Annotated in this window: 22 protein-coding genes; 10 read left to right on the forward strand and 12 right to left on the reverse strand. The window is 75.3% G+C overall.

Features of this window, described 5'->3' with window-relative positions:
• Positions 1-116: 116 nt before the first annotated feature.
• The 6 genes from BLP29_RS17340 to BLP29_RS17365 all read left to right on the forward strand — a co-directional run bounded on the left by BLP29_RS17340 (position 117) and on the right by BLP29_RS17365 (position 7392).
• Positions 117-1421, forward strand: a complete 1305-nt coding sequence (locus tag BLP29_RS17340) for an alpha/beta hydrolase (RefSeq protein ID WP_092806827.1) — start codon at positions 117-119, stop codon at positions 1419-1421.
• Positions 1418-3970, forward strand: a complete 2553-nt coding sequence (locus BLP29_RS17345; protein WP_092806829.1) for a bifunctional lysylphosphatidylglycerol flippase/synthetase MprF — start codon at positions 1418-1420, stop codon at positions 3968-3970. Before BLP29_RS17340 ends, BLP29_RS17345 begins: the two co-directional genes overlap by 4 nt.
• Positions 3967-4719: an SGNH/GDSL hydrolase family protein gene (locus BLP29_RS17350; RefSeq protein WP_092806831.1), complete on the forward strand. Its 753-nt coding sequence runs from the start codon at positions 3967-3969 to the stop codon at positions 4717-4719. Before BLP29_RS17345 ends, BLP29_RS17350 begins: the two co-directional genes overlap by 4 nt.
• A gap of 1 nt (position 4720) precedes the next feature.
• Positions 4721-5152, forward strand: coding sequence for a hypothetical protein (locus tag BLP29_RS17355; protein WP_243470061.1), 432 nt, complete (start codon positions 4721-4723; stop codon positions 5150-5152).
• A 61-nt stretch (positions 5153-5213) separates the two neighbouring features.
• Complete coding sequence (gene dxs / locus BLP29_RS17360; RefSeq protein ID WP_092806833.1) at positions 5214-7124, forward strand: 1-deoxy-D-xylulose-5-phosphate synthase; 1911 nt, start codon at positions 5214-5216, stop codon at positions 7122-7124.
• Positions 7111-7392, forward strand: a complete 282-nt coding sequence (locus BLP29_RS17365) for a thiamine-binding protein (protein ID WP_207798566.1) — start codon at positions 7111-7113, stop codon at positions 7390-7392. The genes dxs and BLP29_RS17365 overlap by 14 nt, the downstream gene beginning before the upstream one ends.
• A gap of 91 nt (positions 7393-7483) precedes the next feature.
• Here BLP29_RS17365 and BLP29_RS17370 read toward each other — a convergent pair whose 3' ends face one another.
• The 6 genes from BLP29_RS17370 to BLP29_RS17395 form a co-directional block, all read right to left on the reverse strand.
• Positions 7484-7759 carry a hypothetical protein gene (locus BLP29_RS17370; protein ID WP_092806835.1) on the reverse strand — a complete coding sequence of 92 codons (276 nt, stop codon included), beginning with the start codon at positions 7757-7759 and terminating at the stop codon, positions 7484-7486.
• Positions 7760-7867: 108 nt separating this feature from the next.
• On the reverse strand, positions 7868-9883 hold the full coding sequence (locus BLP29_RS17375) for a 3-hydroxyacyl-CoA dehydrogenase NAD-binding domain-containing protein (protein WP_092806837.1): 2016 nt from the start codon (positions 9881-9883) through the stop codon (positions 7868-7870).
• Positions 9880-11082 (reverse strand): thiolase family protein, encoded by a 1203-nt coding sequence (locus BLP29_RS17380; protein ID WP_092806839.1) that lies wholly within the window; start codon positions 11080-11082, stop codon positions 9880-9882. Before BLP29_RS17380 ends, BLP29_RS17375 begins: the two co-directional genes overlap by 4 nt.
• Positions 11083-11316: 234 nt before the next feature.
• The gene (locus tag BLP29_RS17385) at positions 11317-12564 is read right to left on the reverse strand and encodes a ribonuclease D (RefSeq protein ID WP_207798567.1); all 1248 of its coding nucleotides are present in this window, start codon (positions 12562-12564) and stop codon (positions 11317-11319) included.
• The gene (locus BLP29_RS17390; protein WP_243470062.1) at positions 12561-13229 is read right to left on the reverse strand and encodes a LuxR C-terminal-related transcriptional regulator; all 669 of its coding nucleotides are present in this window, start codon (positions 13227-13229) and stop codon (positions 12561-12563) included. The genes BLP29_RS17385 and BLP29_RS17390 overlap by 4 nt, the downstream gene beginning before the upstream one ends.
• A gap of 120 nt (positions 13230-13349) precedes the next feature.
• Positions 13350-13997, reverse strand: a complete 648-nt coding sequence (locus BLP29_RS17395) for a DUF3000 domain-containing protein (RefSeq protein WP_165839425.1) — start codon at positions 13995-13997, stop codon at positions 13350-13352.
• A gap of 151 nt (positions 13998-14148) precedes the next feature.
• Between BLP29_RS17395 and hemE the strand changes: the two genes are divergently transcribed.
• The 3 genes from hemE to hemQ are packed head-to-tail and all read left to right on the forward strand — an operon-like array spanning position 14149 to position 17350.
• Positions 14149-15234 carry a uroporphyrinogen decarboxylase gene (hemE, locus tag BLP29_RS17400; protein WP_092806845.1) on the forward strand — a complete coding sequence of 362 codons (1086 nt, stop codon included), beginning with the start codon at positions 14149-14151 and terminating at the stop codon, positions 15232-15234.
• Positions 15231-16601 (forward strand): protoporphyrinogen oxidase, encoded by a 1371-nt coding sequence (gene hemG, locus BLP29_RS17405; protein WP_092806847.1) that lies wholly within the window; start codon positions 15231-15233, stop codon positions 16599-16601. The genes hemE and hemG overlap by 4 nt, the downstream gene beginning before the upstream one ends.
• Positions 16602-16633: 32 nt before the next feature.
• On the forward strand, positions 16634-17350 hold the full coding sequence (gene hemQ / locus BLP29_RS17410; RefSeq protein WP_092806849.1) for a hydrogen peroxide-dependent heme synthase: 717 nt from the start codon (positions 16634-16636) through the stop codon (positions 17348-17350).
• 8 nt (positions 17351-17358) lie between these two features.
• On the opposite strand, the gene BLP29_RS17415 is transcribed toward hemQ, so the two are convergent.
• The 3 genes from BLP29_RS17415 to BLP29_RS17425 form a co-directional block, all read right to left on the reverse strand.
• Complete coding sequence (locus BLP29_RS17415; protein ID WP_133379248.1) at positions 17359-17679, reverse strand: hypothetical protein; 321 nt, start codon at positions 17677-17679, stop codon at positions 17359-17361.
• Positions 17680-17751: 72 nt separating this feature from the next.
• Positions 17752-18174 (reverse strand): peptide-methionine (R)-S-oxide reductase MsrB, encoded by a 423-nt coding sequence (gene msrB / locus BLP29_RS17420; protein WP_092806853.1) that lies wholly within the window; start codon positions 18172-18174, stop codon positions 17752-17754.
• Positions 18175-18245: 71 nt separating this feature from the next.
• Positions 18246-20918, reverse strand: coding sequence for an ExeM/NucH family extracellular endonuclease (locus BLP29_RS17425; RefSeq protein ID WP_092806855.1), 2673 nt, complete (start codon positions 20916-20918; stop codon positions 18246-18248).
• Between the two features lie 153 nt (positions 20919-21071).
• On the opposite strand from BLP29_RS17425, the gene BLP29_RS17430 reads away from it, so the two are divergent.
• Positions 21072-21524, forward strand: a complete 453-nt coding sequence (locus BLP29_RS17430) for a hypothetical protein (protein ID WP_092806857.1) — start codon at positions 21072-21074, stop codon at positions 21522-21524.
• Positions 21525-21611: 87 nt separating this feature from the next.
• Here BLP29_RS17430 and BLP29_RS17435 read toward each other — a convergent pair whose 3' ends face one another.
• From BLP29_RS17435 to BLP29_RS17445, 3 genes are all read right to left on the reverse strand, one after another.
• Positions 21612-21815 (reverse strand): cold-shock protein, encoded by a 204-nt coding sequence (locus tag BLP29_RS17435; protein ID WP_055766945.1) that lies wholly within the window; start codon positions 21813-21815, stop codon positions 21612-21614.
• Between the two features lie 126 nt (positions 21816-21941).
• Positions 21942-22601, reverse strand: coding sequence for a CPBP family intramembrane glutamic endopeptidase (locus BLP29_RS17440; RefSeq protein WP_243470063.1), 660 nt, complete (start codon positions 22599-22601; stop codon positions 21942-21944).
• 74 nt (positions 22602-22675) lie between these two features.
• Positions 22676-23761: a DNA polymerase domain-containing protein gene (locus tag BLP29_RS17445; protein WP_092806859.1), complete on the reverse strand. Its 1086-nt coding sequence runs from the start codon at positions 23759-23761 to the stop codon at positions 22676-22678.
• Between the last annotated feature and the right edge of the window lie 11 nt (positions 23762-23772).

Genomic DNA, 23772 nt, shown 5'->3' on the forward strand with positions numbered 1-23772 from the left:
TGTGGGTTCCCCGACCACCGGCTGTCCCCCCGATGTGCAGGAGGCTCACAGGGATCCCCGGGTGATCATGCAGGCCGCTCCTGGACGGTGACCGCCGTCGACCTGGGAGGGCGGAAGTGTTCGCGGAGCTGTGGCGGTCGTTCGTCGCGCTGAAGCTGGTGTCCGGCCCGTTGTACGTGGGCCTGCTGGCCGCGCTGTTCGTGGGGCTGGCCGTGCTGCTGGTCGCCCACCGGGACCGGCGCTGGTTCACCCGGCGGGTCCCGCTGGCGCTGGTGGCCGCTGCCGTGCTGCTCGGGGTGGCCCAGCTGCTCCTGGTGATCACCAAGCCGTTCCCCGACGGCCTGCCGTGGCTGGTGCCCTTCTGGATCGGCCTGGGCCTGCTGGGCACCACCCTCGCGGTGGTCGGCTGGTCGGGCCAGCGCTGGTGGCGCCGGGTGCTCACCGTGGTGGCGCTGGTCGGCGTCGTCCTCGGCGCTGCCGACGCCGTCAACCAGGTCTACCAGCCGTTCCCCACCGTGGCCGCCGCCCTCCAGCTGCCGCCCTACGACCAGGTCGACGCCGCCGACGTGCTGACCGACACGACCGTCTCCACCGCCTCGCTCGCGGACTGGACCCCGCCGGCGGACATGCCCACCACCGGCGCGCTGTCGGAGGTGACCATCCCGGCGACGCGGTCGGGCTTCGCGGCCCGGCCGGCCTGGGTCTACCTGCCCCCGGCGTACCTGGTGCAGGACCGCCCGGCGCTGCCGGTGTGGGTGATGCTGGGAGGGCAGCCGGGCAGCCCCCGCGACTGGATCGACGGCGGGCAGATCGCCCAGCGCCTGGACGCCTGGGCCGACGCCCACCACGGGCTCGCCCCGGTCGTCGTCATGCCCGACGACCTGGGCGGGGAGGCCAGCAACCCGCTGTGCATGGACTCCGCGCTGGGCAAGGCCGACACCTACCTGGCCGTCGACGTCCCCGCCTGGATCTCGGCGAACCTCCAGGTGGACACCGACCACGCCGACTGGGCCGTCGGGGGCTTCTCCTACGGCGGCACCTGCGCCCTCCAGTTGGCCACCAACCACCCCGACCTGTTCTCGACCGCGTTCATCGCCTCGGGCCAGCGCGCCCCGACGCTCGGTGACGACACCACGACCCTGCAGGCCACGTTCGGCGGTGATGCGGCCGCCTTCGACGCCGTGGACCCGCTGCACCTGCTCGCCGCCCACCGCTACCCGGACCTGGGCGCCTACGTGGTGGTCGGGGACGGTGACCACGACTACCGGCCCCAGGCCGACGAGGTGGTCGCCGCGCTGAAGAAGGCGGGGGCGAGCGTGACCAGCACCCGGGTGCCCGGCGGGCACTCCTGGGACGTCTGGGGTCCGGGCTTCCAGGGCGCGCTGCCCTGGCTGGCCCTGCGGACGGGGCTCCCCTCGTGAGCGGCACCGTCGGCACCGCGGCCCGGCTGCTCCGCCGCGTGCCGTTCACCGCGGGCCTGCTCGTCGTCCTCGTCGCCTCCGCATTCGTGGCCGACCGCACCCGGTGGGGCACCGGCGTGCACCCGCTGGGTGAGGGGCGGTGGTGGACCCTGCTCACCTCCGGCCTCGTGACGTCGGGGCCGCGCGAGGCGGTCGTGGGGGTGCTGCTGGTCGCCGCGCTGATGGCCCCGGTGGAGCACCGCCGGGGCAGCCGCTGGACCGCCGGCACGTGGGTGGCCGGGCAGGCCGCCGCCGGCCTCCTGGCCACCCTGGCCGCGGGCATCCTGCAGGACACGAGCGCCTGGTGGGGCCGGTTCCTCGTCCAGGCCGTCGTCAGCGGCCCGCTGCCCGGTGTGCTGGTGGTCGTGGGGGCCGCCACCGCCACGGCCACCCCGCTGCTGCGCCGACGCACCCGGGTCGTCCTGGGCGTCGTCCTGGTGATGCAGGTGCTCTACTCCGGCACCGCCGGGGACCTGCACCGCCTCGCCGGGTGGCTGCTGGGCCTGACCGGCGGGGTCCTCGCCGCCCGCTGGCGGGCCCGCCGCACCGGCGTGCGGCCCGAGCGCGGCCCGGTGAGCCGCCGCGAGTCCCGAGCGCTGGTGGCCCTCGTGGTCGCCGCGGCCGCGGTCGGACCCCTCGTCGCCGCGCTGTCGCGCACCCCCGAGGGGCCGTGGGCCGTCGTGAGCCACCTGTTCGTCTCCGGGCGGCCCGGCGCCGACCTGGTCCGGCAGATCTGCGTCGACGGCGACGCCGCGACGTGCCGGGTCCTGCTCGAGCGCGCCCGCCTCGGCGGCGCGGGCCCGGCGTTGCTCTCGGTGCTGCCCGTGCTGCTCCAGCTGGTGCTCGCCGAGGGGCTGCGCCGCGGCCGCCGGGCGGCGTGGACCGGCGCCGTGGTGTTCAGCGGTGTGCTGACGCTGGTCGGTGCGGTGGTCGTCGCGGTCGTGCTGCGGCACCCCGACGCCGCGGTCGTGGTGCTGCACACCGCCCGGGCCGGGCTGCCCGCGGTGGCGCTGTGGTCGCCGGTGGCCGCACCCGGTGCCGTCCTCGTGCTCCTGCTGGCCACCCGCCACCGGTTCCCGGTGCCCGCGGCCCCCGGCTCGGTCCGTCGCTGGGTCACGCTGGCCGCGGCCGGTCTCGGCGTCGTCGTGCTGGTCTACGTCGGCGCCGGCGTGCTGCTGCGCAGCGACTGGGCGCAGCCGCCGACGGTGGCCCGGCTGCTCGCCGACCTGCCTGCGCGCATGCTCCCGCCGGGCTGGTTGGGCGAGGTGCTGCCCCAGGTCGCCCCGCTGCGCGGCGCCGCACGCGTGCTGGCCAACTGGACCGGGGTGCTCTGCTGGGCGGTGCTGGTCGGCACGGCGTGGGCCGTCGTCCGGCCGGCCGTGCCGCAGGGCGACGCCGCCCGGGCCCGCGCCCTGGTCGACCGGCACGGCGAGGGCGCGTTGTCGTTCATGACCACCTGGACGGGCAACCGCTGGTGGTTCACCGCCGACGGCCGGGCCGTGGTGGCCTTCCGCGTGGTCGGCGGGGTCGCCCTGACCACCGGCGACCCGATCGGGCCGTCGGACGCGCGCGCCGCGGCCGTCCCGGAGTTCACCGCCTGGTGCCTGGCCCGGGGCTGGACACCCTGCTGGTACTCCGTCACCGACGAGGTGGCCCGGGCCCTGCCCGGCGGGCGCCGGCTGCAGGTGGCCAGCGAGACCTGGCTGCCGCTGGGCGAGCTGGCCTACACCGGCAAGAAGTGGCAGGACGTGAGGACGGCGATCAACCGCGCGGCCCGCGACGGCGTGGAGGCCGTGTGGCTGCGCTGGGACGAGGCGCCGCTGGCCCTGCGCGAGCAGGTCGCCCGCTCGTCGGAGGAGTGGCTGGCCGGCAAGGGGCTGCCCGAGATGGGCTTCACCCTCGGGGGCCTCGACGAGCTGGCGGACCCCGCCGTCCGCTGCCTGCTCTCGGTGGGGGTCGACGGCCGCGTGCACGGCATCACCAGCTGGCTGCCGGCCACTCGCGACGGCGTGCGGGTCGGCTGGACCCTGGACCTCATGCGGCGCAGCCCCGGCTGCCCGCCGGGGACCATGGAGTTCCTGGTGGGCACCGCGGCGCTGACCTTCCAGGAGGAGGGCTGCGAGTTCGTCAGCCTGTCCGGTGCCCCGCTCGCCTTCCCGGACGGCGACGGCGACGCCGACGCCCTCGCCCGGCTGCTGGAGGCCACCGGCCGGCTCATGGAGCCCGTCTACGGGTTCCGCTCGCTGCTGTCGTTCAAGGCCAAGTTCCAACCCCGGCACCGGCCGCTGTGGTTGGTGCACCTGGACCCGGCCGACCTGCCCCGGATCGCACGCGCGGTGTCGCTGGCCTACCTGCCGCACCTGTCGGTGGGGGAGGCCGTGCGGCTGGGTCGGGCCCTGCTGGCCGGGCGTCGCAGGCCCCCGCGGCCCGCGACGCCGGCGAGGACCGTCCCGGCCGGCCCCACCCCGTCGACCGAGGCGGCCCCGCTCGTCGAGGCGGGCAGCCGGTGACCCGGTCCGGGCGGTGGGCGGGGACGGCCCTGCTGGTGCCGCTGCTGGCCGCCGGCTGCGGGGCCGCCGCCCCGCACGCGACCGCGGCGACCACCGCCGGCGGCACGCCGGGCCCCGCCGAGGTGCGCGTGGTGGCGGTGGGGGACTCGATCACCGAGATGGACAGCCCCGACTTCGACGCCGGTGACGTCGACCAGAGCTCGTGGGCGTGGTGGGCGGCCGGCAACGGGGTCGACGTGCTGGGCGGGTGGGCGCACTCCGGGGCCACCACCGCCGACGCCCTGGCCGAGGTGCAGCCGATGCAGGCCGACGCCGTGGTGGTCATGCTCGGCAACAACGACATCGACTGGACCGTGCCCACGAGGACCGTGCTCGACCACCTCGTGGCCATCGCCGACGTGGTCGGGGTGCCCCGGGTGGTGCTGTCGGCGGTGGCGCCCGAGGACGGCCTGGGCCCCGAGGTCGCCGACCTCAACGACGCGCTGGCCGGGCTGGCCGCCCGGCAGGGCTGGCAGTTCGTCGACCCGATGACCGACGTGCGCGACCAGGACGGCGACTACCGGGCCGGCACCACCCTCGACGGCGTGCACCCCACCGAGGAGGCCTCGGCGCGCATCGGCGTGGCCCTGCACGAGGCGGTGCTGGACCCCGACGACGTCTCCGTGCCGGCGCCCTCCCCGGTCCCGGGCCCGGCCACGGACCGGCCCGACGACGCCGCCGATGTCGGACCCCCGGAGCAGACTGCCTGACGTGCCTCCCCCCGGCCGTGGTGCTGCCCGTGACGCCGCTCGTGACCCCGAGCGCGGTGCGGGTCGCGACGGCACCGCCCCGCCCGGGTGGCCCGACCCGGTGCGCCCGCCCGGTGCCCCCGACTGGGAGCGCACCGCCATCGCCTGGCTCTACGACCTGGTGCCCCCCGAGTACCGCTCGCACGAGGTGCTGCGCCGGTACCCGGTGCTGCTGGCCCGCTTCGCCGCCGACCACGTGGGTGCCGGGCTCGAGGCCGCCCGGGCCGGGTGGCGCACGGTGCGGGTCGAGCTCGCCGACGAGCTGCCGCCCGAGGCCATGGAGGCCGCCATGGCCGCCTACGAGCGCGAGGGTGCCCGGCTGGCCGCAGCCGCCCGCGGCGTCGAGGTCGTGGGCGGGGCGCTGCGGGGCGAGCGCTGGGCCCCGCGGTTGTGACCTCGGGCCCGACCTCGGCCGTGACCCGAGGCCGACCATGATCCGCGGCTACCATCGGGCGGTGTCGTTGCTGCGTTCGCTGACCGGCCCCGCCGACCTGCGGGAGCTCGCGCCCGACCAGCTGCCCACCCTGGCGGCCGAGATCCGCGACGCCCTGGTCACCAGCGTCGCCAAGACCGGCGGCCACCTCGGGCCCAACCTCGGCGCGGTCGAGCTCACCATCGCGATCCACCGGGTCTTCGACTCCCCGCGCGAGCCCGTGGTGTTCGACACCGGCCACCAGTCCTACGTGCACAAGCTGCTCACCGGCCGGCTCGAGGGCTTCACCGGCCTGCGCCAGCGCGGCGGCCTGTCGGGCTACCCCTCGCGCGCCGAGAGCGAGCACGACTGGGTCGAGAACAGCCACGCCTCCACCTCGCTGTCCTACGCCGACGGGCTGGCCAAGGCGTTCGCCGTGCGCGGCGACGTCCGTCCGGTGGTGGCGGTCATCGGCGACGGTGCGCTGACCGGCGGCATGGCCTGGGAGGCGCTGAACAACATCGCCGCCGCGCAGGACCGCCCCGTGGTCATCGTGGTCAACGACAACGGCCGCTCGTACTCGCCGACCATCGGCGGGGTCGCCGACGCCCTGGCCACCCTGCGGCTGCGCCCGGGCTACGAGCAGGCCCTGCTGGCCGTGCGCCAGTCGGTCACCCGCACCCCGGTGGTGGGCACCGCGCTGTACGAGGCGCTGCACGCGATCAAGAAGGGCCTCAAGGACGTCCTGTCCCCGCAGGGCATGTTCGAGGACCTCGGCATGAAGTACGTCGGCCCGGTCGACGGCCACGACGTCGCGGGCATGGAGTCCGCGCTGCGCCGGGCCCGGGCCTTCGGCGGGCCGGTGATCGTGCACGCTGTCACGGTCAAGGGCTTCGGGTACGCCCCGGCCGAGAGCGACACCATCGACGCCTGGCACGCCACCGGCGTCTTCGACCCCGACAGCGGCGTCAGCTCGGCCTCGGCCGGCCGCGACTGGACGACGGCGTTCTCCGACGAGCTGGTGGCCGTCGGCGGTGAGCGCAGCGACGTCGTGGCGATCACCGCCGCGATGCTGCACCCCACCGGGCTGGCCGCCTTCGCCGAGCAGTACCCCGAGCGCACCTTCGACGTCGGCATCGCCGAGCAGCACGCGCTCACCTCGGCCGCGGGTCTGGCCATGGCCGGGCTGCACCCCGTGGTCGCGGTCTACTCCACCTTCCTCAACCGCGCCTTCGACCAGCTGCTCATGGACGTCGCGCTGCACCGCCAGCCGGTCACCGTCGTCCTCGACCGGGCCGGCGTCACCGGCACCGACGGCGCCTCGCACAACGGCATGTGGGACACCTCGATCTGCGCCGTCGTCCCGGGCCTGCGCATGGCCATGCCGCGCGACGAGGAGACGCTGAAGGAGGAGCTGCGCGAAGCGCTGACGGTCACCGACGGCCCCACCGTGCTGCGCTTCCCGAAGGGCTCGGTGCTGGCCTCGGTGCCGGCGGTCGAGCGGGTCGGCCCGGTCGACGTGCTGCACCGCGGTGCCACCCCCGAGGTCCTGCTGGTCGCCTGCGGCTCGCTGGTGCCCGCCGGACTGGCCGCCGCCCAGCGGGCCGCGCAGCACGGCATCGAGGTCACCGTCGTCGACCCCCGCTGGGTGCTGCCCGCCTCGGCCGAGCTGGTCGAGATGTGCGCCGGGCACAAGCTGGTCGTCACCCTCGAGGACGGTGGGCGGTCGGGCGGTGTCGGCGAGACGCTGGCCGCCGCGCTGCGCGACGCCGAGGTCGACGTCCCGGTGCGCTGCCTGGGCCTGCCCCAGGTGTTCCTCGACCACGCCACCCGCGCCGAGGTGCTGGCCGAGCACGGCCTCACCGAGCAGGACGTCGCCCGTCGCATCATCGAGTGGGCCGCCCGCATCGCCGACCGCACCGCCCAGCCCGAGGAGAACCGTGCTGATCGCTGAGATCCAGGTCGCGCCGTCGCCGCCCGGCACGCCCGACGACGCCTACGCCCACGTCAAGGCCGCCATCGCGGTCATCCAGGCGTCCGGGCTCAGCTACGAGGTCGGCGCGCTGGGCACCACGCTCGAGGGCGAGGCCGACCAGGTGTGGGCCACCCTGCGCGGCGTGCACGAGGCGATGCTGGCCGCCGGCGCCACGGCGGGCATCAGCCACATCAAGGTCGCCGAGGTCAACCGCACCATGGACTCCCTCACCGACCGCTTCCGCTGACCCCGCCCGCGCCGCACCTCGTTCTCGATCATGCAGAACGACAACGGCGGCGCGCCGGTGTGCGGCGTGTCGGCGTCGCCGTTCTGCATGATCAACGACCGGCGGCTGCCCAGAGCTCGGCGGCGCGGGCGGCGGCGGCCTGGACCAGCTCGGTGAGCTCGGGGCGGTCGGGCACCGGGAACGACACGTAGGCACCCCGCCCGCCCGCGGTGGGCCGGCCGTACGCCTTGGCGGCGGGTGTCCCCTCGGGCAGCAGCCGCACGGTGAGCGTCTGCAGCGTGAACTCCTCGCCCCGCCGGACGTCGGTCCACCGCAGGTGCGCAGGGATCGTCACGTTCAGCGCCAGCGCGTTCACCTCGACGTCCACCCGTCGATGATGGCGTGCTGCTCAAGCGGGCGGGGCGCCGGAGGTCGCCCGCCTGGGCAGTACGCCCGTCCGCACCCCGGCCCCGGGATGCGGACGGACGCACCGGGCCTACAGCGCGCCGATGCGCTTCAGGTAGGGGCTGATGCCGCCGAGCCAGAACGGCCAGCCGGCGCCGAGCAGCATGGCGAGGTCGATGTCCTCCACCGCCTGCACGACGCCCTCGTCGAGCATCAGCCGGATCTCCTCCGCCAGCGCCCGCTCGGCGTTCACCCGCAGCTCCTCGGCGTCCGGGCCCCCGGTGCCGGCCCCGAACGCGTCGGCCAGCTCGGGGTCGACGACGCCGGGCTCGCTGAACACGCTGGTCTTGCGCAGCTCCACCATCCGGCGCAGCCCGGTGCCCACGCCGAACCGGTCGGGGAACGCCTCGTGCATGCGCTCGGCCACGTGCAGCGCGACCGCCGGGCCGACCAGCGACAGCAGCTCGAACGGCGTCATCGGCAGGCCCAGGGGGTCCAGCGCCCGCTCGGCGACGTCGACCGGCGTGCCGGCGTCGACGGCCGCGGTGACCTCGCCGAGGAACCGGGTGAGCAGCCGGTTGACCACGAACGCCGGGGCATCGGCGACCAGCACGCACGACTTCTTGAGCTGCTTGCCGACGGCGAAGGCGGTGGCCAGCGTGGCGTCGTCGGTCCGCCCGGCCCGCACCACCTCCAGCAGCGGCAGGACGGCGACCGGGTTGAAGAAGTGCATGCCCACGACCCGCTCGGGGTGCTGCAGGTCCGCGGCCATCTCGGTGATCGACAGCGCCGAGGTGTTGGTGGCCAGCACGCACGTGTCGGACACGACCGCCTCGACCTCGGCGAACACCTGCTTCTTCACCGACAGCTCCTCGAACACCGCCTCGATGACCAGGTCGGCGTCGGCGAACGCGCTCTTCTCCAGCGACCCGGAGACCAGGCCCTTGAGCCGGTTCAGTGCGTCGGGGGACAGCCGCCCCTTGCCGGCGAACTTGTCCAGCTCGCCGTGCACCCAGCCCACGCCCTTGTCCACCCGCGCCTGGTCGACGTCGGTGAGGACGACGGGCACCTCGAGGCGGCGCAGGAACAGCAGCGCCAGCTGAGAGGCCATCAGCCCGGCCCCCACGACCCCGACCTTGGTGACCTTCCGGGCCAGCGCCTTGTCCGGTGCACCGGCCGGTCGCTTGGCCCGCTTCTGCGTCAGGTCGAAGGCGTAGAGCGAGCTGCGCAGCTCGGGCGTCATGATCAGGTCGGCCAGCGCCTCGTCCTCGGCGGCGGTGCCGTCGGCGAACGACGCGGTGCGGGCGAGCTCGAGCAGGTCCACGGCCCGGACGGCGGCCGGCGACGCGTTGCGGGTCCGCGCAGCCACCACCTGGCGGGCGCGGGCGACCGCGTCGTGCCAGGTGGCCGCGTCGACGTCCGGGCGGTCGACGGTGACCGCACCGGTCAGGACGCCGGCGGCCCACTCGAGCGAGCGCTCCAGGAAGTCGGCGGGCTCGAAGAGCGCGTCGGCGATGCCGAGCTTCGCCGCCCGCGGACCCGACGTCATGCGGTTCTGCGCCAGCGCGTTCTCCACGATCACCGACACCGCGGCGTCGATGCCGATCAACCGCGGCAGCAGCTGCGTGCCGCCCCAGCCCGGTACCAGGCCGAGGAAGACCTCGGGGAAGGCCACGAACGCCCCGGCCGAGATGGTGCGGTGCTGCGCGTGCAGGGCCAGCTCCAGGCCGCCGCCGAGCGCCGCGCCGTTGACGAACGCGAAGGTGGGGACGTCGGCGTCGCGCAGCTTCGCGAACACCCGGTGCCCCTGCCGGGCGATCTCCAGTGCCTCGTCGCGGCCGGCGATCCTCGGCACGCCGGACAGGTCGGCGCCGACGGCGAAGACGAACGGTTTGCCGGTGACCGCGATGCCCGAGACGTCGGCGGCCAGCGCCTCGTCGAGGGCGGCGTCGAGGGAGTCCAGGCCGCCGGGGCCGAAGGTCGAGGGCCGGGTGTGGTCGTGCCCGTTGTCCAGCGTGATCAGCGCCAGCGGCTTGTCCACCCCGGGCAGGGCGACCAGCCGGGTCAGGGCGCTGGTGACGACCTCGTCGGGGAACTGCTCGCTCACTTCTCGCCCTCCCAGTTCGGGTTCTCCCAGATGACCGTCCCGCCCATGCCGATGCCCACGCACATGGCGGTGAGCCCGTACCGCACGTCGGGGCGCTCGGCGAACTGCCGCGACAGCTGGGTCATCAGCCGCACGCCCGAGGACGCCAGCGGGTGGCCCACCGCGATCGCGCCGCCCCACGGGTTGACCCGCGGGTCGTCGTCGGCGATGCCGAAGTGGTCGAGGAAGGCCAGCACCTGGACGGCGAAGGCCTCGTTGAGCTCGAACAGCCCGATGTCCTCGATGGTGAGCCCGGTCGAGGCCAGCGCCTTGAGCGTGGAGGGCACCGGGCCGACGCCCATCACCTCGGGCTCGACGCCGGCGAAGCCGAAGCCCACCAGCCGCATGCCGACCTTCAGGCCGAGCTCGGTGGCGACGTCCTCGGCGGCCAGCAGGCACCCGGTGGCCCCGTCGTTCAGGCCGGCGGCGTTCCCGGCGGTGACGTGCCCGTGCGGGCGGAACGGGGTCTTCAGGCCGGCCAGGCCCTCGACGGTGGTGCCCGGGCGCGGCGGCTCGTCGGCGGTGGCCAGGCCCCAGCCCTGCTCGGCCGAGCGGGTGGCGACGGTGACCAGCTCGGGACCGATCTTGCCGGCGGCGAGCGCGGCGGCGTACTTGTCCTGGCTGCCGACGGCGAAGGCGTCGGCGCGCTGCTTGGTCAGGTGCGGGAAGCGGTCGTGCAGGTTCTCCGCGGTCGAACCCATCACCAGCGCCGAGGAGTCGACGATCTTCTCGCTGACGAACCGCGGATTGGGGTCGACGCCCTCGCCCATCGGGTGGTGGCCCATGTGCTCGACCCCGCCGGCGATGGCGACGTCGTAGGCGCCGAAGGCGATGCCCGAGGCGGTGGTGGTCACGGCGGTCATCGCCCCGGCGCACATGCGGTCGATCGCGAAGCCCGGGACGCTCGTCGGCAGCCCGGCCAGCAGGGCGGCGGTGCGGCCGATGGTCAGGCCCTGGTCGCCGATCTGCGTGGTGGCCGCGATGGCGACCTCGTCGACGCGCTCGGGCGGCAGCTCGGGGTTGCGGCGCATCAGCTCGCGGATGCAGCGCACGACCAGGTCGTCGGCGCGGGTCTCGGCGTACATGCCCTTCGGGCCGGCCTTGCCGAACGGGGTGCGCACGCCGTCGACGAAGACGACCTCGCGCAGGGAGCGGGACACGGGACCTCCGGGGGTTCGCGGCCGCGGCCGTGGTGTCGGACCGCGTCGCGCCCCAAGTTACCGGTCGGTAACCAGGTGCCCGGCCCCACCCCGTCCCGGGCAGGCAGGGGAGCCCTTCCACCACGACCGGGCCGGTTGCGTGGGGAAAGGGCTCCTTGCTTCCGCTGGCCGGGGGCCGGGGGCCGGAGCCGGGGGCCGGGCCTGGCCGGGGCCGGGGGCGGGGGGCGCGGGCGGTCAGGCGGTGGTGGCCGCCTCGGTGAGCAGGTCGCGGGTGAGGTCGACCTGCCACGGTCGCGCCCCGCCGTCGCGGAGGAACCCGGCCACCGACTCCGGCGAGACCTCGGCCGGCGGCGACCACATCAGCCGGCGCACGAGGTCGGGGGAGAGCAGGTTCTCCACCGGCACCGACCACTGCTCGCCCAGCGCGGCCAGACCGGACCGAGCGACCTGCAGCCGCTGGGCGGCCTCGGGGTCGCGGTCGGCCCAGCGGTTCACCGGCGGCGGACCGTCCCCGGGCAGGCTGTGCGCGGGCAGCTGCTCGTCGGGCAGGGCGCGGCCCTTCTGGATCGCCGAGAACCAGGTGCCGGCGATCTTGCGGTTGGCCCGCCCGCGGAACACCGGCAGGTCGGCCAGCGCCTCGACCGTCGCCGGGTCCGCGGCGACGGCCGCCACCATCGCCGAGTCCGGCAGCACCCGGCCCGGGGCGACGTCGCGGCGGCGGGCGAGCAGGTCACGGGCCTCCCACAGCGACCGCAGGACGGCGAGCTGCCGCCGGCTGCGCAGGCCGTGCATGCCCGATGTGCGCCGCCACGGGTCGACGCGGGGGGCCGGCGGACCGGCGGCCACGATGGCGGCGAACTCCTGGCGGGCCCACTCGGTCTTGCCCTGCTCGTCGAGCAGCGCGGCCAGGGCGTCGCGCAGCTCGACCAGCACCTCGACGTCGAGGGCGGCGTAGACCAGCCAGTCGGTGGGCAGCGGGCGGGTCGACCAGTCGGCGGCCGAGTGGCCCTTCTGCAGGGTGAGACCCAGCAGCGACTCGACCACGGCCCCCAGCCCGACCCGGGGCAGCCCGGCCAGCCGGGCGGCGAGCTCGGTGTCGAAGAGCGTCGTGGGCACCAGACCGATCTCGGCCAGGCAGGGGAGGTCCTGGTTGGCCGCGTGCAGGACCCACTCGACGTCGCCGATCGCGTCCTGCACCGGGCCCATGTCGGGCAGCGGGACCGGGTCGATGAGCCCGGTGCCGCTGCCGGCCCGGCGCATCTGCACGAGGTAGGCCTTCTGCCCGTAGCGGTAGCCCGACGCGCGCTCGGCGTCGACGGCGACCGGTCCGCTGCCTCCGCGCAGCGCGGCGGCGTAGTCGACCAGGGCCGTGGAGGTCTCGATGACCGGCGGCAACCCGTCGCGGGGGGCGAGCAGCGGGGTCGCCGGGCTCTCGGGCGCGGCGCCGTCGGGGACCGTGCTCTCGGGGGAGGGGGTGGTCACGAGATCACCCCGCTGCGGATGCCCAGGGCCACCATGTGGGCCCGGTCGCCGGTGCCCAGCTTGCGGGCGATGCGCGCCAGGTGGCTCTTCACCGTCAGCGCGGACAGGTCCACCACGTCACCGATCTCCTTGTTCGTGTGTCCCTCGGCGACCAGCCGCAGGATGTCGACCTCGCGGGCCGAGAGGGTGGCGGGGCCGTGGTCGACCGCGCCGCGGAGCAGCCCGACCGCCAGGCTCCCAGCGATGCCGGGGTCGGCGTAGACGTCGCCGCCGGACAGCGCCGCCCGCAGACCCTCGGTGAGGACGGCGAGCGGTGAGGACTTGAGCAAGTACCCGCGGACCCCTGCCAGGAAGGCGGCGCGGACGACGGCGGGGTCGGTGACCGCGGTCAGCACCACGGTGACCGGCCAGCCGTCGGCCTTGAGCACCGGGAGCAGCTCGAGGCCACGGGCCGGGTCGTGCGCGGGCAGGGTGGGGTCGGGGAGGTCGACGTCGAGCACGCAGAGCGCGCGGGGGCCGGAGACGTGCGCCCGCACGCGGGCCTCCTCGAGCCCGGCGGCCTCCTCGACGTCGCGTGCACCCAGGGCCCGCAGCCGCGTCCCCAGTGCCTCGCGGACGAGGGGGGCGGTGTCGACGACGAGCGCACTGGCGTCGGGGGGGAGCACGGTCGACTCGCCCCGCCCGTGCACCGACGTCACCGCTGACCGCTCCCGCACTCGGGCCCCGCAGCGAACCGCCGCGATCGGCCCATCCGACGTTGCTCCGGATGGAGCAACGCACCCACTCTAGGAGCCGGCGCTGCCGGTCGCCCGGCCGTTGCCCACCGAGCCCAGCAGGTGCACGCCCGGCGGCGGGAGCCCCGCGGCGTTGCCGAGGACCTCGAGCCAGGCCGTGAGGTGCCGGTCGAGGTCGGTGTCGCCCGCGGTCCACGACGCCCGGATCTCGACGTCGACGGAGTGCTCGGGACCGGCGATGTCGCCGTAGCGGGTGGAGGCGGTGCGGGTGACCGTGCCGCCGAGGGAATGGTGCGCGGCGCCGGCGTCGGCGAGCGCCTCGACCAGCCAGCTCCAGGCGACCTCGGAGAACATGGTGTCGTCGACCATCGACTCGTCGGTGACCGCCGAGACGTAGCCCACGCAGCGGGTGGTGCCGTCCCAGGCGTCGTGGCCGGCGGGGTCGTGCAGCACGATGAAACGGCCGCTGGCCACCTCGACGTCGTCCTCGCCGGGCAGCTCGGCGGGCTCGGCCACCCGGGCCCCGATGGCGTGCGACCACGGCGCCAGTCGCTGGGGCGCGGGGATGTGCTCCAGGACGACCTCGGCGCGGGCACGGACCGTGGCGAGGGAGTCGAGGGCGGCCTGGAACTCGGCCGGCGGCGGGGGACGTTCGGCGTCACCTGCCGGGGCGCGACCAGGCCTGCGCTGCGGATCCACGTCCGAAGGGTAGGTCGCTGTACCGACACACCGCCTGTGCGACGCGCCAACTACCCCAGCACGGAGAGTCACCGAGGCCGGCGTGTCGACCCAGGCGGGTCGACCGGAGCCCGCCGGTGGGTTCCGCCGCCGTCTGGGAGGATGGCTGGTCGTGGGTACCCCAGCGACAGCCGACACCAGCAGCCCGACGCCGCCGGCCGACTCCGACCTCGTCCGTGCCGCCCTCGGGCGGCCGGTCGACCGCACGCCGGTGTGGTTCATGCGGCAGGCCGGCCGGTCGCTGCCCGAGTACCGGGCCCTGCGCGCCGGCACCGCGATGCTGCAGGCCTGCCAGGACCCCGACCTGGTCACCGAGATCACCCTGCAGCCGGTCCGTCGGCACGGGGTCGACGCGGCCATCCTGTTCTCCGACATCGTGCTGCCGCTCGTGGTCGCCGGCGTGGACATCGAGATCAAGCCGGGGGTGGGTCCGGTCGTCGCCGAGCCGGTGCGCACCGTGGCCGACGTCGACGCCCTGCCCGACCTGCACCCCGACCAGCTCGGCTTCCTGGTGACCGCCGTGCGCCGGCTGGTCGCCGAGCTCGGCCCGACACCGCTCATCGGGTTCGCCGGGGCGCCGTTCACCCTGGCCACCTACCTCATCGAGGGCGGCCCCTCCAAGGAGCACGCCCGCACCAAGGCGTTCATGTACGCCGAGCCCGAGGCCTGGCAGCGCCTGCTCACCAAGCTGTCGGTGTCGGCGGCGGTCTTCCTGCGCACCCAGGTCGACGCCGGGGCCTCCGCCGTCCAGCTGTTCGACTCCTGGGCCGGCGTGCTGTCGGCGACCGACTACGCCGCCCGCGTGCTGCCGCACTCCCGGGCCGTGCTCGACGGCCTCGGCGACCGGGCCGCCGGCGAGCGCGACGTGCCGCGCATCCACTTCGGGGTGGGCACCGGCGAGCTGCTGCCGCTCATCGGGTCCGCCGGCGCCGACGTGGTCGGCGTCGACTGGCGGGTCCCCCTCGACGAGGCCGCCCGCCGGGTCGGCCCCGGCTACTCGCTGCAGGGCAACCTCGACCCCGCCGTCCTGCTGGCCGACCGGGACACCCTGGACGCCGAGGTGCGCCGCGTGGTCGAGCAGGGCCGAGCCGCCCGCGGCCACGTCTTCAACCTGGGCCACGGGGTGCTCCCCGACACCGACCCGGGGGCGATCACCCACGTCGTCGAGCTGGTGCACGAGCTGACCTCCCGCGCATGAGCCGCTGCGTCGTGGTGGGGGCCGGCATCACCGGTCTCACGGCGGCGTACGCCTGGCACCGGGAGCACCCCGGCGACGAGGTCGTCGTCCTGGAGGCCGGCGACCGGGTCGGCGGGAAGCTGGGTCGGGTGCAGCTGTCCGGCACCTGGTACGACACCGGCGCCGAGGCCGTGCTGGCCCGGGTGCCGCACGCCGTCGACCTCATGGCCGAGCTGGGGCTGACCCAGCTGGCCCCGCGCACGACGTCGGCCTCGGTCGTGCTGCCCTCGGGCCGGCACCCGTTGCCCGCCGGGACGCTGCTGGGCGTCCCCACCTCCGCCGACGGCCTGGACGGCCTGCTGTCGCCGGACGGGGTGGAGCGGGTCCGGGCCGAGGCGTCGCTGCCGCCGCTGCGGTTCACCACCGACCGCACGGTCGGCGACCTGCTGCGCGAGCGGCTGGGCGACGAGGTCGTCGACCGGCTGGTCGAGCCCCTGCTCGGCGGGGTCTACGCCGGCCAGGCCGACCGGTTGTCGGTCACCGCGACGATGCCCGCCCTGGCCGCGCAGCTGCCGCACCACGGCACGGTCCTGGCCGCCGCGGCCGCCGCCCGGGACGCCGGGGCGCGCAGCCGCGAGGCCGCCGCCGGCACCCCCGACGGTCCGGTGTTCGTGACCCTGCCCGGGGGCGTGGGCTCGCTGCCCGACACCCTGGCCGCCGCGCTCCCGCCCGGCTCGGTCCGGCTGCGCACCCCGGCGCACACGCTGTCCCGCACGGCGGGCGGCCTCGAGCTCACCGTCGGGGCCGGGCACGAGCCGCTCACCGCCGACGCCGTCGTCCTGACCGCCCCGGCGGGGAAGGCCGCCCGGTTGCTGGCCGAGGTCGCCCCGGGCGCCGTCGAGCCCCTGCAGGGCATCCCGTACGCCTCGATGGCGGTCGTCGCGATGGCCTTCCGCGGCCAGCCGCTCGCACCGGGGTCCGGGCTGCTCGTGCCGCCGGTGACCGGCCGGCTGGTCAAGGGCGTCACGATCTCGTCGCAGAAGTGGCCGCACCTGGACGGCGACGGCCTGCTGCGGGTGCGCTCGTCGGTGGGCCGGTACCTCGAGGAGGACCAGCTGCAGCGCCCGGACGACGAGCTGGTGGCCGCGGTGGTGGCCGACGTCGTCGACCTGCTGGCGCTCACCGACCCCGAGCCGGTCGAGACCCGCCTGGTGCGCTGGGGTGGTGGGCTGCCGCAGTACCTGGTCGGCCACGTCGAGCGGGTGGCCGCCGTCCGGGCCGCCGTCGCCGAGGTCCCCGGACTCGTCGTCGCGGGTGCGGCCTACGACGGCGTCGGGGTGCCGGCCTGCATCGCGAGTGCCCGTCGGGCCGTGGCCACCCTCACCTGACCGGCCGCGCGCCACGGGGGAGAATGGCGGGCATGACCGACCAGCCCGAGCAGAAGAGCACCGGCAAGCGGGCCAACGAGCTCAACGCCACCATCCGCTACACGATGTGGTCGGTGTTCCGGCTCGCCCGCCCCTTCGGCGACGAGCCCCGCCAGCAGGCCGCCGACGAGCTCGGCTCGTTGGTCGACGAGCTGGCCGGCAGGGACGTCGTCGTCCGCGGGCTCTACGACGTCGCGGGCCTGCGGGCCGACGCCGACCTCATGGTCTGGTGGCACGCCGAGACCCCCGAGGCGCTGCAGGAGGCCTACACCCGGCTGCGCCGCACCGCCCTCGGCCAGCGGCTGGAGCCCGTGTGGTCGCAGATGGCCCTGCACCGCCCGGCAGAGTTCAACCGCTCGCACATCCCGGCGTTCCTGGCCGACGAGGAGCCGCGCGCCTACGTGTGCGTCTACCCGTTCGTGCGCTCCTACGAGTGGTACCTGCTGCCCGACGAGGAGCGCCGCGACATGCTCAAGGAGCACGGCATGCAGGCCCGGCCCTACCCCGACGTCCGGGCCAACACCGTGGCCTCGTTCGGGCTGGGCGACTACGAGTGGATGCTCGCCTTCGAGGCCGACGAGCTGCACCGCATCGTCGACCTCATGCGTGACCTGCGCGCCTCGCGGGCCCGGCGCCACGTGCGCGAGGAGATCCCGTTCTACACCGGCGCCCGCCGGTCGGCCTCGGAGCTGGTGGCCGGCCTGGCCTGAGGTCCGGCCTAGCGCCCGACGCGGTCGGGGTGGTCGGCCGCGCCCCGGTGCCGGCCCACGACCAGCCGGTCCAGCAGCCGGCAGGTGCCCCAACCCACCAGCAGCGGCACTGCGACGCACAGCACCAGGCCGACGGAGCAGATGACCACCGCTCCCCAGTCGGTCGGGCCCGGCTCGCCCGTGCCGAGGTCGGTGCCCGAGAAGCCGGCCATGAGGCCGATGAGCATCCAGGGCCCGACGGCGAGCGCGGGCAGCGCGGTCACCCCGCCGGCGAGCACCCCCAGGACGACGGCCGGGCCGGGACGACGGCGTGCAGGATCGCTGGACATGGGTCACAGGATGCGCGACCCGTGGACGGGCGCACCTGAGCAGGACTGCTCAGGTGCGCCCGGGGATGCGGCTCAGCCCTCGGCAGGGGCCAGGGTGATGGAGACCGAGTTGATGCAGTACCGGTCACCGGTGGGGGTCTGCGGGGCGTCGTCGAAGACGTGGCCCAGGTGGCTGTGGCAGCTGCCGCACAGCACCTCCGTGCGCACCATGCCCAGCGACCGGTCGCTCTTCAGCACCACGTTGTCCGCGCTCGTCGGCTCGTAGAACGACGGCCAGCCGCAGTGCGAGTCGAACTTGGTCTCCGACCGGAACAGCTCGGCCCCGCAGGCCCGGCAGTGGTAGACGCCGACGGTCTTCGTGTCCGTGTACTCACCGATCCAGGGCCGCTCGGTGCCGGCCTGCCGGAGCACCGCGTACTCCTCGGGGGTGAGCTGGGCGCGCCACTCCTCGTCGGTCTTCACGACGCTGGGCTGCCGGTCCACGTGCTGGGTCATGCACCCGACGATACGACCGGCCCGCCACCCCGCACGCCGGAGCGCGGGGTGACGGGCCGGTGCGGGGTGGCTCAGCCGAACAGGCGGAGGAACCGGTCGACCAGCTCCTGGAAGAACGACCGCAGCGTGATCGTGGTGGTCGCGGTCTCGCCGGAGCCCCCGGTCAGGACGACCGGCTGCTCGCCCGCGCCCAGGACCACCGGCACCCGCGGCCGCAGCACGACCTGCCCGGCGTCGTCCGCCGTCCCCGACCCGGACGGGCGGCCGGCGACGGTGACCGTGACCCGCTCACCGGGGGCGAAGCCCGTGCCCGTGACGGTGACGCGGTCGCCGCGGAACGGCCGGGTCTCGTCGACGGCAGCCGTGGCCGGCTGGTCGACCGGTGCCAGCGAGACGCCGAGCACGGTCGGGTTGTGGTCGCTGGCCCGGTAGGGGTCCGGGGCGAAGAACGGGCCGTAGCCGTCGTACTGGTAGGCGTAGGACTCGACCGCGTTGGTCTGCCACACCGTCAGCCCGGTCAGCCGCTGCGCCATCGACGGCGAGGCGAACACGTGGTCCAGCGACCCGGACCCGCCGTCGAAGACGTAGCTGTACTGGTCGGGGGCCAGCACCGGGCCCATGTCCTGGTAACCGGCGGCGCGGACGACGTCCAGCGGGTCCTCGTAGCGGTAGCTGTTGAAGTCACCGGTGAGCAGGACGTCGGGGTCGCCGGTGCTGGCCTCCAGCTGCTGGGCGAAGGCCACCAGTGCGGTGGCCTGCTCGACCCGGTCGGCGTTCGAGGCGCCCTGGCCGTCGCCGGTGTCGGTGTTGCCGGCGCCGCTGCCCGAGCCCTTGGACTTGAAGTGGTTGGCGACCACGGTGAACACCTCGCCCCGTGCGGCGAAGGTCTGCGCGATCGGGCTGCGGGCGTTGTCGAAGGCGGTCAGGTCGGCCGGCACCTGCGGGTCGCCGACCGCGGTCACCGCGTCGGTGCGGTAGACGATCGCGTTGGTGATCACGTCGGTGTCCTCGTGGGCCCGCACGAACTCCCAGTCCTGCCCGTCGGCTGCCTCGATCGCGGCGACCAGGGTCTCGACCGCCCGGTAGGGGGTGGCCGGGGTGGTCACCGCGGAGTTCTCGATCTCGTGCAGGGTGATGACGTCGGCGTCCAGGGCGGTGATCCCGGCGACGATCTTGGCCTGCTGGCGGGCGAGCTCCTCGGCGTTCCCCGCCCCGCGGGACTGGCCGCCGAACGTGACGAAGTAGTTGAGCACGTTGTAGTCGGCGATGCGCAGGTCGCCGCCCACCGGCGCGGGGGCATCGGTGCGCGGGTTCGTGGCGGTGAAGGTGGTGCCGTCGGCTGTGCCGTCGGCGGGCTGCAGCCGGTACGCGTCGAAGCCGTACCCCAGCACCGAGGGCTGCAGGGCGGCCACGGTGTCACCGACCCGCACCGGGTCGGTGGCGGTCAGGTACGGCGGGGCCGCGCCGCTGGTGGACAGGTTCGCGCTGACGGCGTCGTCGACCGTGATCGACCGCTGCGCGTTCTCCGCCGCCACGGCGCGGGCGGCGTCCCCGGGCTCGACGGCCTCGGTGGGGGAGAGCAACCGGCCGCCGGAGGACACCTGCAGCTCGCCGAAGGTGTTCAGGGCGTAGACCTCGGTGACGGTGAGGTCGGCGGGGAGGGTGACGAGCATGCCCTCGAGCGCCTCGCGCTGCTCGGTGGTCGAGGGCAGCGGCAGTTCGGCGGGCTCGGGCAGCGCTCCGGTGCCGCAGACCGTGAAGGCGGGGGAGGTCAGCTGGGTGGCGGTGCCGGGCAGCTCGTCCCTCGCTGCCTTGTACTCAGCGACGGTGCCGGTCACGGTGACGACGTCGCCCAGGGCCACGTCGCGCCCGCCCGGTGCGTAGACGAACACGCCGTCGGAGGTGGCGGGGTCGCCGTCCCCGGCGTCCTGCACGTGGAAGCCGCCCAGGCCGCCGGCCTGCAGGTCGCCGACCACCGTGCCGCGCACGGTGACCCGGGTGCCGGCGACGGGGCTGGTGGCGCCGTTGCCCTGCACCGACCCGATGGTCTGCGCAGGCGCGGTGCACGCCGGCCCCGCCGGCTCGGGCTCGGGCTCCGGCTCGGGCTCGGGGGTCGTGCCCCCGGAGCCGGTCGGGGTGGGGGCCCCGACCGAGAAGTCGGCCGCGTTGGAGTCGGTGTCCGGCCCGGCGCCGCGGGAGGCCGACGTCGTCGAGCTCAGCGTGCCCGTGGGTGCGGACTCGCGAACGGCGGCGTTGCCGTAGCCGAGCAGGTCGCGCACCCTGCCGTCGGCGGCGCAGTCGGCAGCGGTGAGGCAGGTCAGCGGGGCCGTGCCCTGGACCACCGCGACCGTCCCCGAGGCGGCGGCCATCGCGGTCGTGCCCGTGGCGTCGGCGGTGGGGAGGGGGGTGGTCCCCCCGGTGCCGGCCGCCTGCTGCACGAGGTAGTTGCCGCCCGGGGCGATGCTGCCGGTCAGTGCGGTGACCTGCCAGCGGCTGGTCGCCGTCGGCGAGGCGGACAGGTACTGCACCGACCAGGTCGACAGGTCGACCGCCGTCGGGCCGTCGTTGCGCAGTTCGACGAAGTCGTTGGTCAGGGTGGCGCCGCTGTTGCCGCCACCTCCGTAGGCCTCGCCGACGACGACGTCGGGGGACACGGCGGCGGCCGGGGCGGCCGTGGCCAGCCCGGAGGCCACCAGGGCGGTGACGGCGACGCCGAGGACCGGCGCCCTTCTGCTCGTGGACACGGTTCTCCTCGCAGCTGGCCGGTGGGCCGTGGCAGGTCGGGGGTCCGCTCGATCCTGTCAGCGGGCTGTGCGCAGGTCCATGAACAACAGGTGACGACTTTTCGCACCGCTCATGAGCCCAGCTCAGGACCGGGCACCGCGTAGCGTGGCCCGGTGCCCGAGCTGCTGCCCGATTCCTGGTTCACCCGCGACCTGCCCGTGCTGCGGGCGATCGCCCGGCTGGTCGACAGCCCCGAGCACGGGGGTGCGCCGTACCTGGGCCAGGTCGTCCCGGCCAGCGGGCTGCCCCGGCCGCAGGTGGTCGCCGCCGTGCGGGGCCTGGTCGACACCGGCTACGTGGCGGCGCTGACCAACGTGGCCGGCGACGTCGTCCGGATCACGGGCATCTCCGGCGAGGCCCGCCGGCTGACCGGCCTCTGGCCCACGCCGCAGTCGGAGTGGGAGCGGCTGGGCGAGCAGCTGGCCACCCGGGCGGCGAACGCGCCCACCGACGTCGAGCGGGCCCGCTGGCAGGCCCTCGCCGACGCCGCGACCGCGGTGGGCGAGCACGACGGCGCCCTGCTCATGAGCGCCCTCATCGGCGGCTACGTCCCCCGGGCGCACTGAGGCCGGACGCAGCAGCGCCCCCCGACCCGGAGGTCGAGGGGCGCTGCTGGTGGTTCAGGTGGCTGAGGTCAGCCCCCGGTCAGGAGATCAGACCGGGTTGACGTTCGCAGCCTGCGGGCCCTTCTGGCCCTGCTCGACGTCGAACGAGATGCGCTGACCCTCGTCGAGCGAGCGGTACCCGCTGGTCTGGATCGCCGAGTAGTGGACGAAGACGTCCGGGCCGCCGCCGTCAGGGGTGGCGAAGCCGAACCCCTTCTCCGCGTTGAACCACTTCACAGTTCCTTCGGGCATTGCTCGCTCCTTGCTGAGGTCGTGCGTCGGGGTCCTGCCACTTACAGAGCCTTCCCGACGACACGAGCCTAACCACACGTGTCCAGCCCCGTCTGCACCGCACCCCCCACCGGGGTGTCCGGCGCGTCATCGGGCGGCCACCGCCACCGCCACCAGCCCGAGCACGTTGGTGGCCAGGTGCGCCGCCACGGGGGCCAGCAGGCTGCCGCTGCGCAGCCGCAACCAGGCGAACAGCGCACCCGCCACCGCCGTGGCCACGACCGTCCCGAGGACGGCCAGCGTCGTCGCCGGCGCACCGTCGACTGCGTCGGGGGTGCGGGCGGTGGACACGTGCCACAGACCGAACACGACCGAGCACCAGACCACCGCCCAGCGCACCGGCAGCCGGCGCAGCGCCATCCCGAGCAGCACGCCGCGGAAGGCCAGCTCCTCGGCCAGCACGGTGCCCAGCGGGATGAACACCAGCAGCCGCAGCAGCAGCTCGGCGGTGGTCCCGAGCTCGGCTGCGGCGTCGAGCAGCGCGTGCACCGGGGGCACGGCGAGCGCCACGAGGTAGCCGGTACCGACCACGGCCAGCACGAGGCCACCCCACCGCAGGCCCGGTCGGACGTGCCCGCGGGCCAGGCCGAGCTCGGCGCGGGGGAGCCGGGTCAGCGCCAGCAGCGCCGCCACCGCGAGGAGGTTGGCCGCCGTGCGCGCGCCGGGCCCCTCGGGCAGCAGCGGCACGACGAGCACACCCCACAGCAGCAGGGCGCCCGAGACGACGGTCAGGGGCAGGAACCGCACGCCCGGAGTCTGCCCGGCCGCTCAGCGCACGGGCTCCGGGTGCCCGAGGAGCCGCGGCTGGGTGGCTGCGGGCCTCAGTCCTCGACGCGGTTGCCGGCGTCGTCCCAGTGCGCGGCCACCTTCTTGCTGGGCTGCACGCGCGGGGGCTCGCCGGGCATCTTGGGGTAGTCGGGCGGGAAGTTCAGCTCGCCGCCGGGCAGGGTCTCCCACAGCTGCAGCAGCGGGGCCAGGTCGTGGGCGTCGTCGTCCATGCCGGCCCACGGGTCGCCGTCGGCCAGCCGCTCGGGCACGGTGTGCAGGTTCAGCGCCGCCGGGTCGTCGACCTCGGCCAGCTGCGCCCAGGTCAGCGGGGTGCTGACCGGTGCCCCGGGGCGGGCCCGCAGGCTCCAGGCGCCGGCGATCGTGCGGTCGCGGTTGTTCTGGTTGAAGTCGACGAAGACGCGCTCGCCGCGCTCCTCCTTCCACCACGCGGTGGTGACGCCGTCGTCCCGGCGCTCCAGCTCGCGGCCCAGCCCGATCGCGGCGTGCCGCACGTCCTCGAAGGAGTGCTCGGGACGGATCCGCACGTAGACGTGCACGCCGCGGTTGCCGCTGGTCTTGGCGAAGCCGCGCAGGCCCAGCTCGGCGAGCAGTTCGCGGGTGGTGTCGGCAACCCGGCGGACGTCGGCGAACGTCGTCCCCGGCTGGGGGTCCAGGTCGATGCGCAGCTCGTCGGGGTGGTCGACGTCGGGGCGGCGGACCGGCCACGGGTGGAAGGTGAGCGTGCCCATCTGCGCGGCCCACACCAGGTGGCCGGCCTCGGTGGGGCACAGCTCGTCGGCGGTGCGGCCGCTGGGGAAGGTGATCCGGGCCGTGCTGATCCAGTCGGGAGCGCCCTTGGGCAGCCGCTTCTGGTAGAAGCCGTCGGCGTCCGGGTCACGGGGGCCGGTGGCCAGCCGCATGCCCTCGTGCCACCCGTCGGGCCAGCGCTCCATGGCGGTCGGGCGGTCGTGCAGCGCGGCCAGCATGGGGCCGGCGAGCGCGGCCACGTACTCGCAGACCTGCAGCTTGGTCACCTGCGGGGTGGTCTCCGTCGCGTCGTACACGACGCGACCCGGGCTGGAGACCCGGACCTCCCGGTCGCCGACCTCGAGCACCACCGCGTCCTTGCTGCTGGCCACGGGTCGACCCT

The sequence above is a fragment of the Klenkia marina genome (genome assembly GCF_900101025.1).
GTDB lineage: Bacteria > Actinomycetota > Actinomycetes > Mycobacteriales > Geodermatophilaceae > Klenkia > Klenkia marina.

Excerpts from the sequence above, each read along its gene's own strand:
- hemG (WP_092806847.1), top strand. The coding sequence starts at position 15,231 with ATGAGCCGCTGCGTCGTGGTGGGGGCCGGCATCACCGGTCTCACGGCG.
- hemQ (WP_092806849.1), top strand. The coding sequence starts at position 16,634 with ATGACCGACCAGCCCGAGCAGAAGAGCACCGGCAAGCGGGCCAACGAG.
- BLP29_RS17415 (WP_133379248.1), bottom strand. The coding sequence starts at position 17,679 with ATGTCCAGCGATCCTGCACGCCGTCGTCCCGGCCCGGCCGTCGTCCTG.
- msrB (WP_092806853.1), bottom strand. The coding sequence starts at position 18,174 with ATGACCCAGCACGTGGACCGGCAGCCCAGCGTCGTGAAGACCGACGAG.
- BLP29_RS17435 (WP_055766945.1), bottom strand. The coding sequence starts at position 21,815 with ATGCCCGAAGGAACTGTGAAGTGGTTCAACGCGGAGAAGGGGTTCGGC.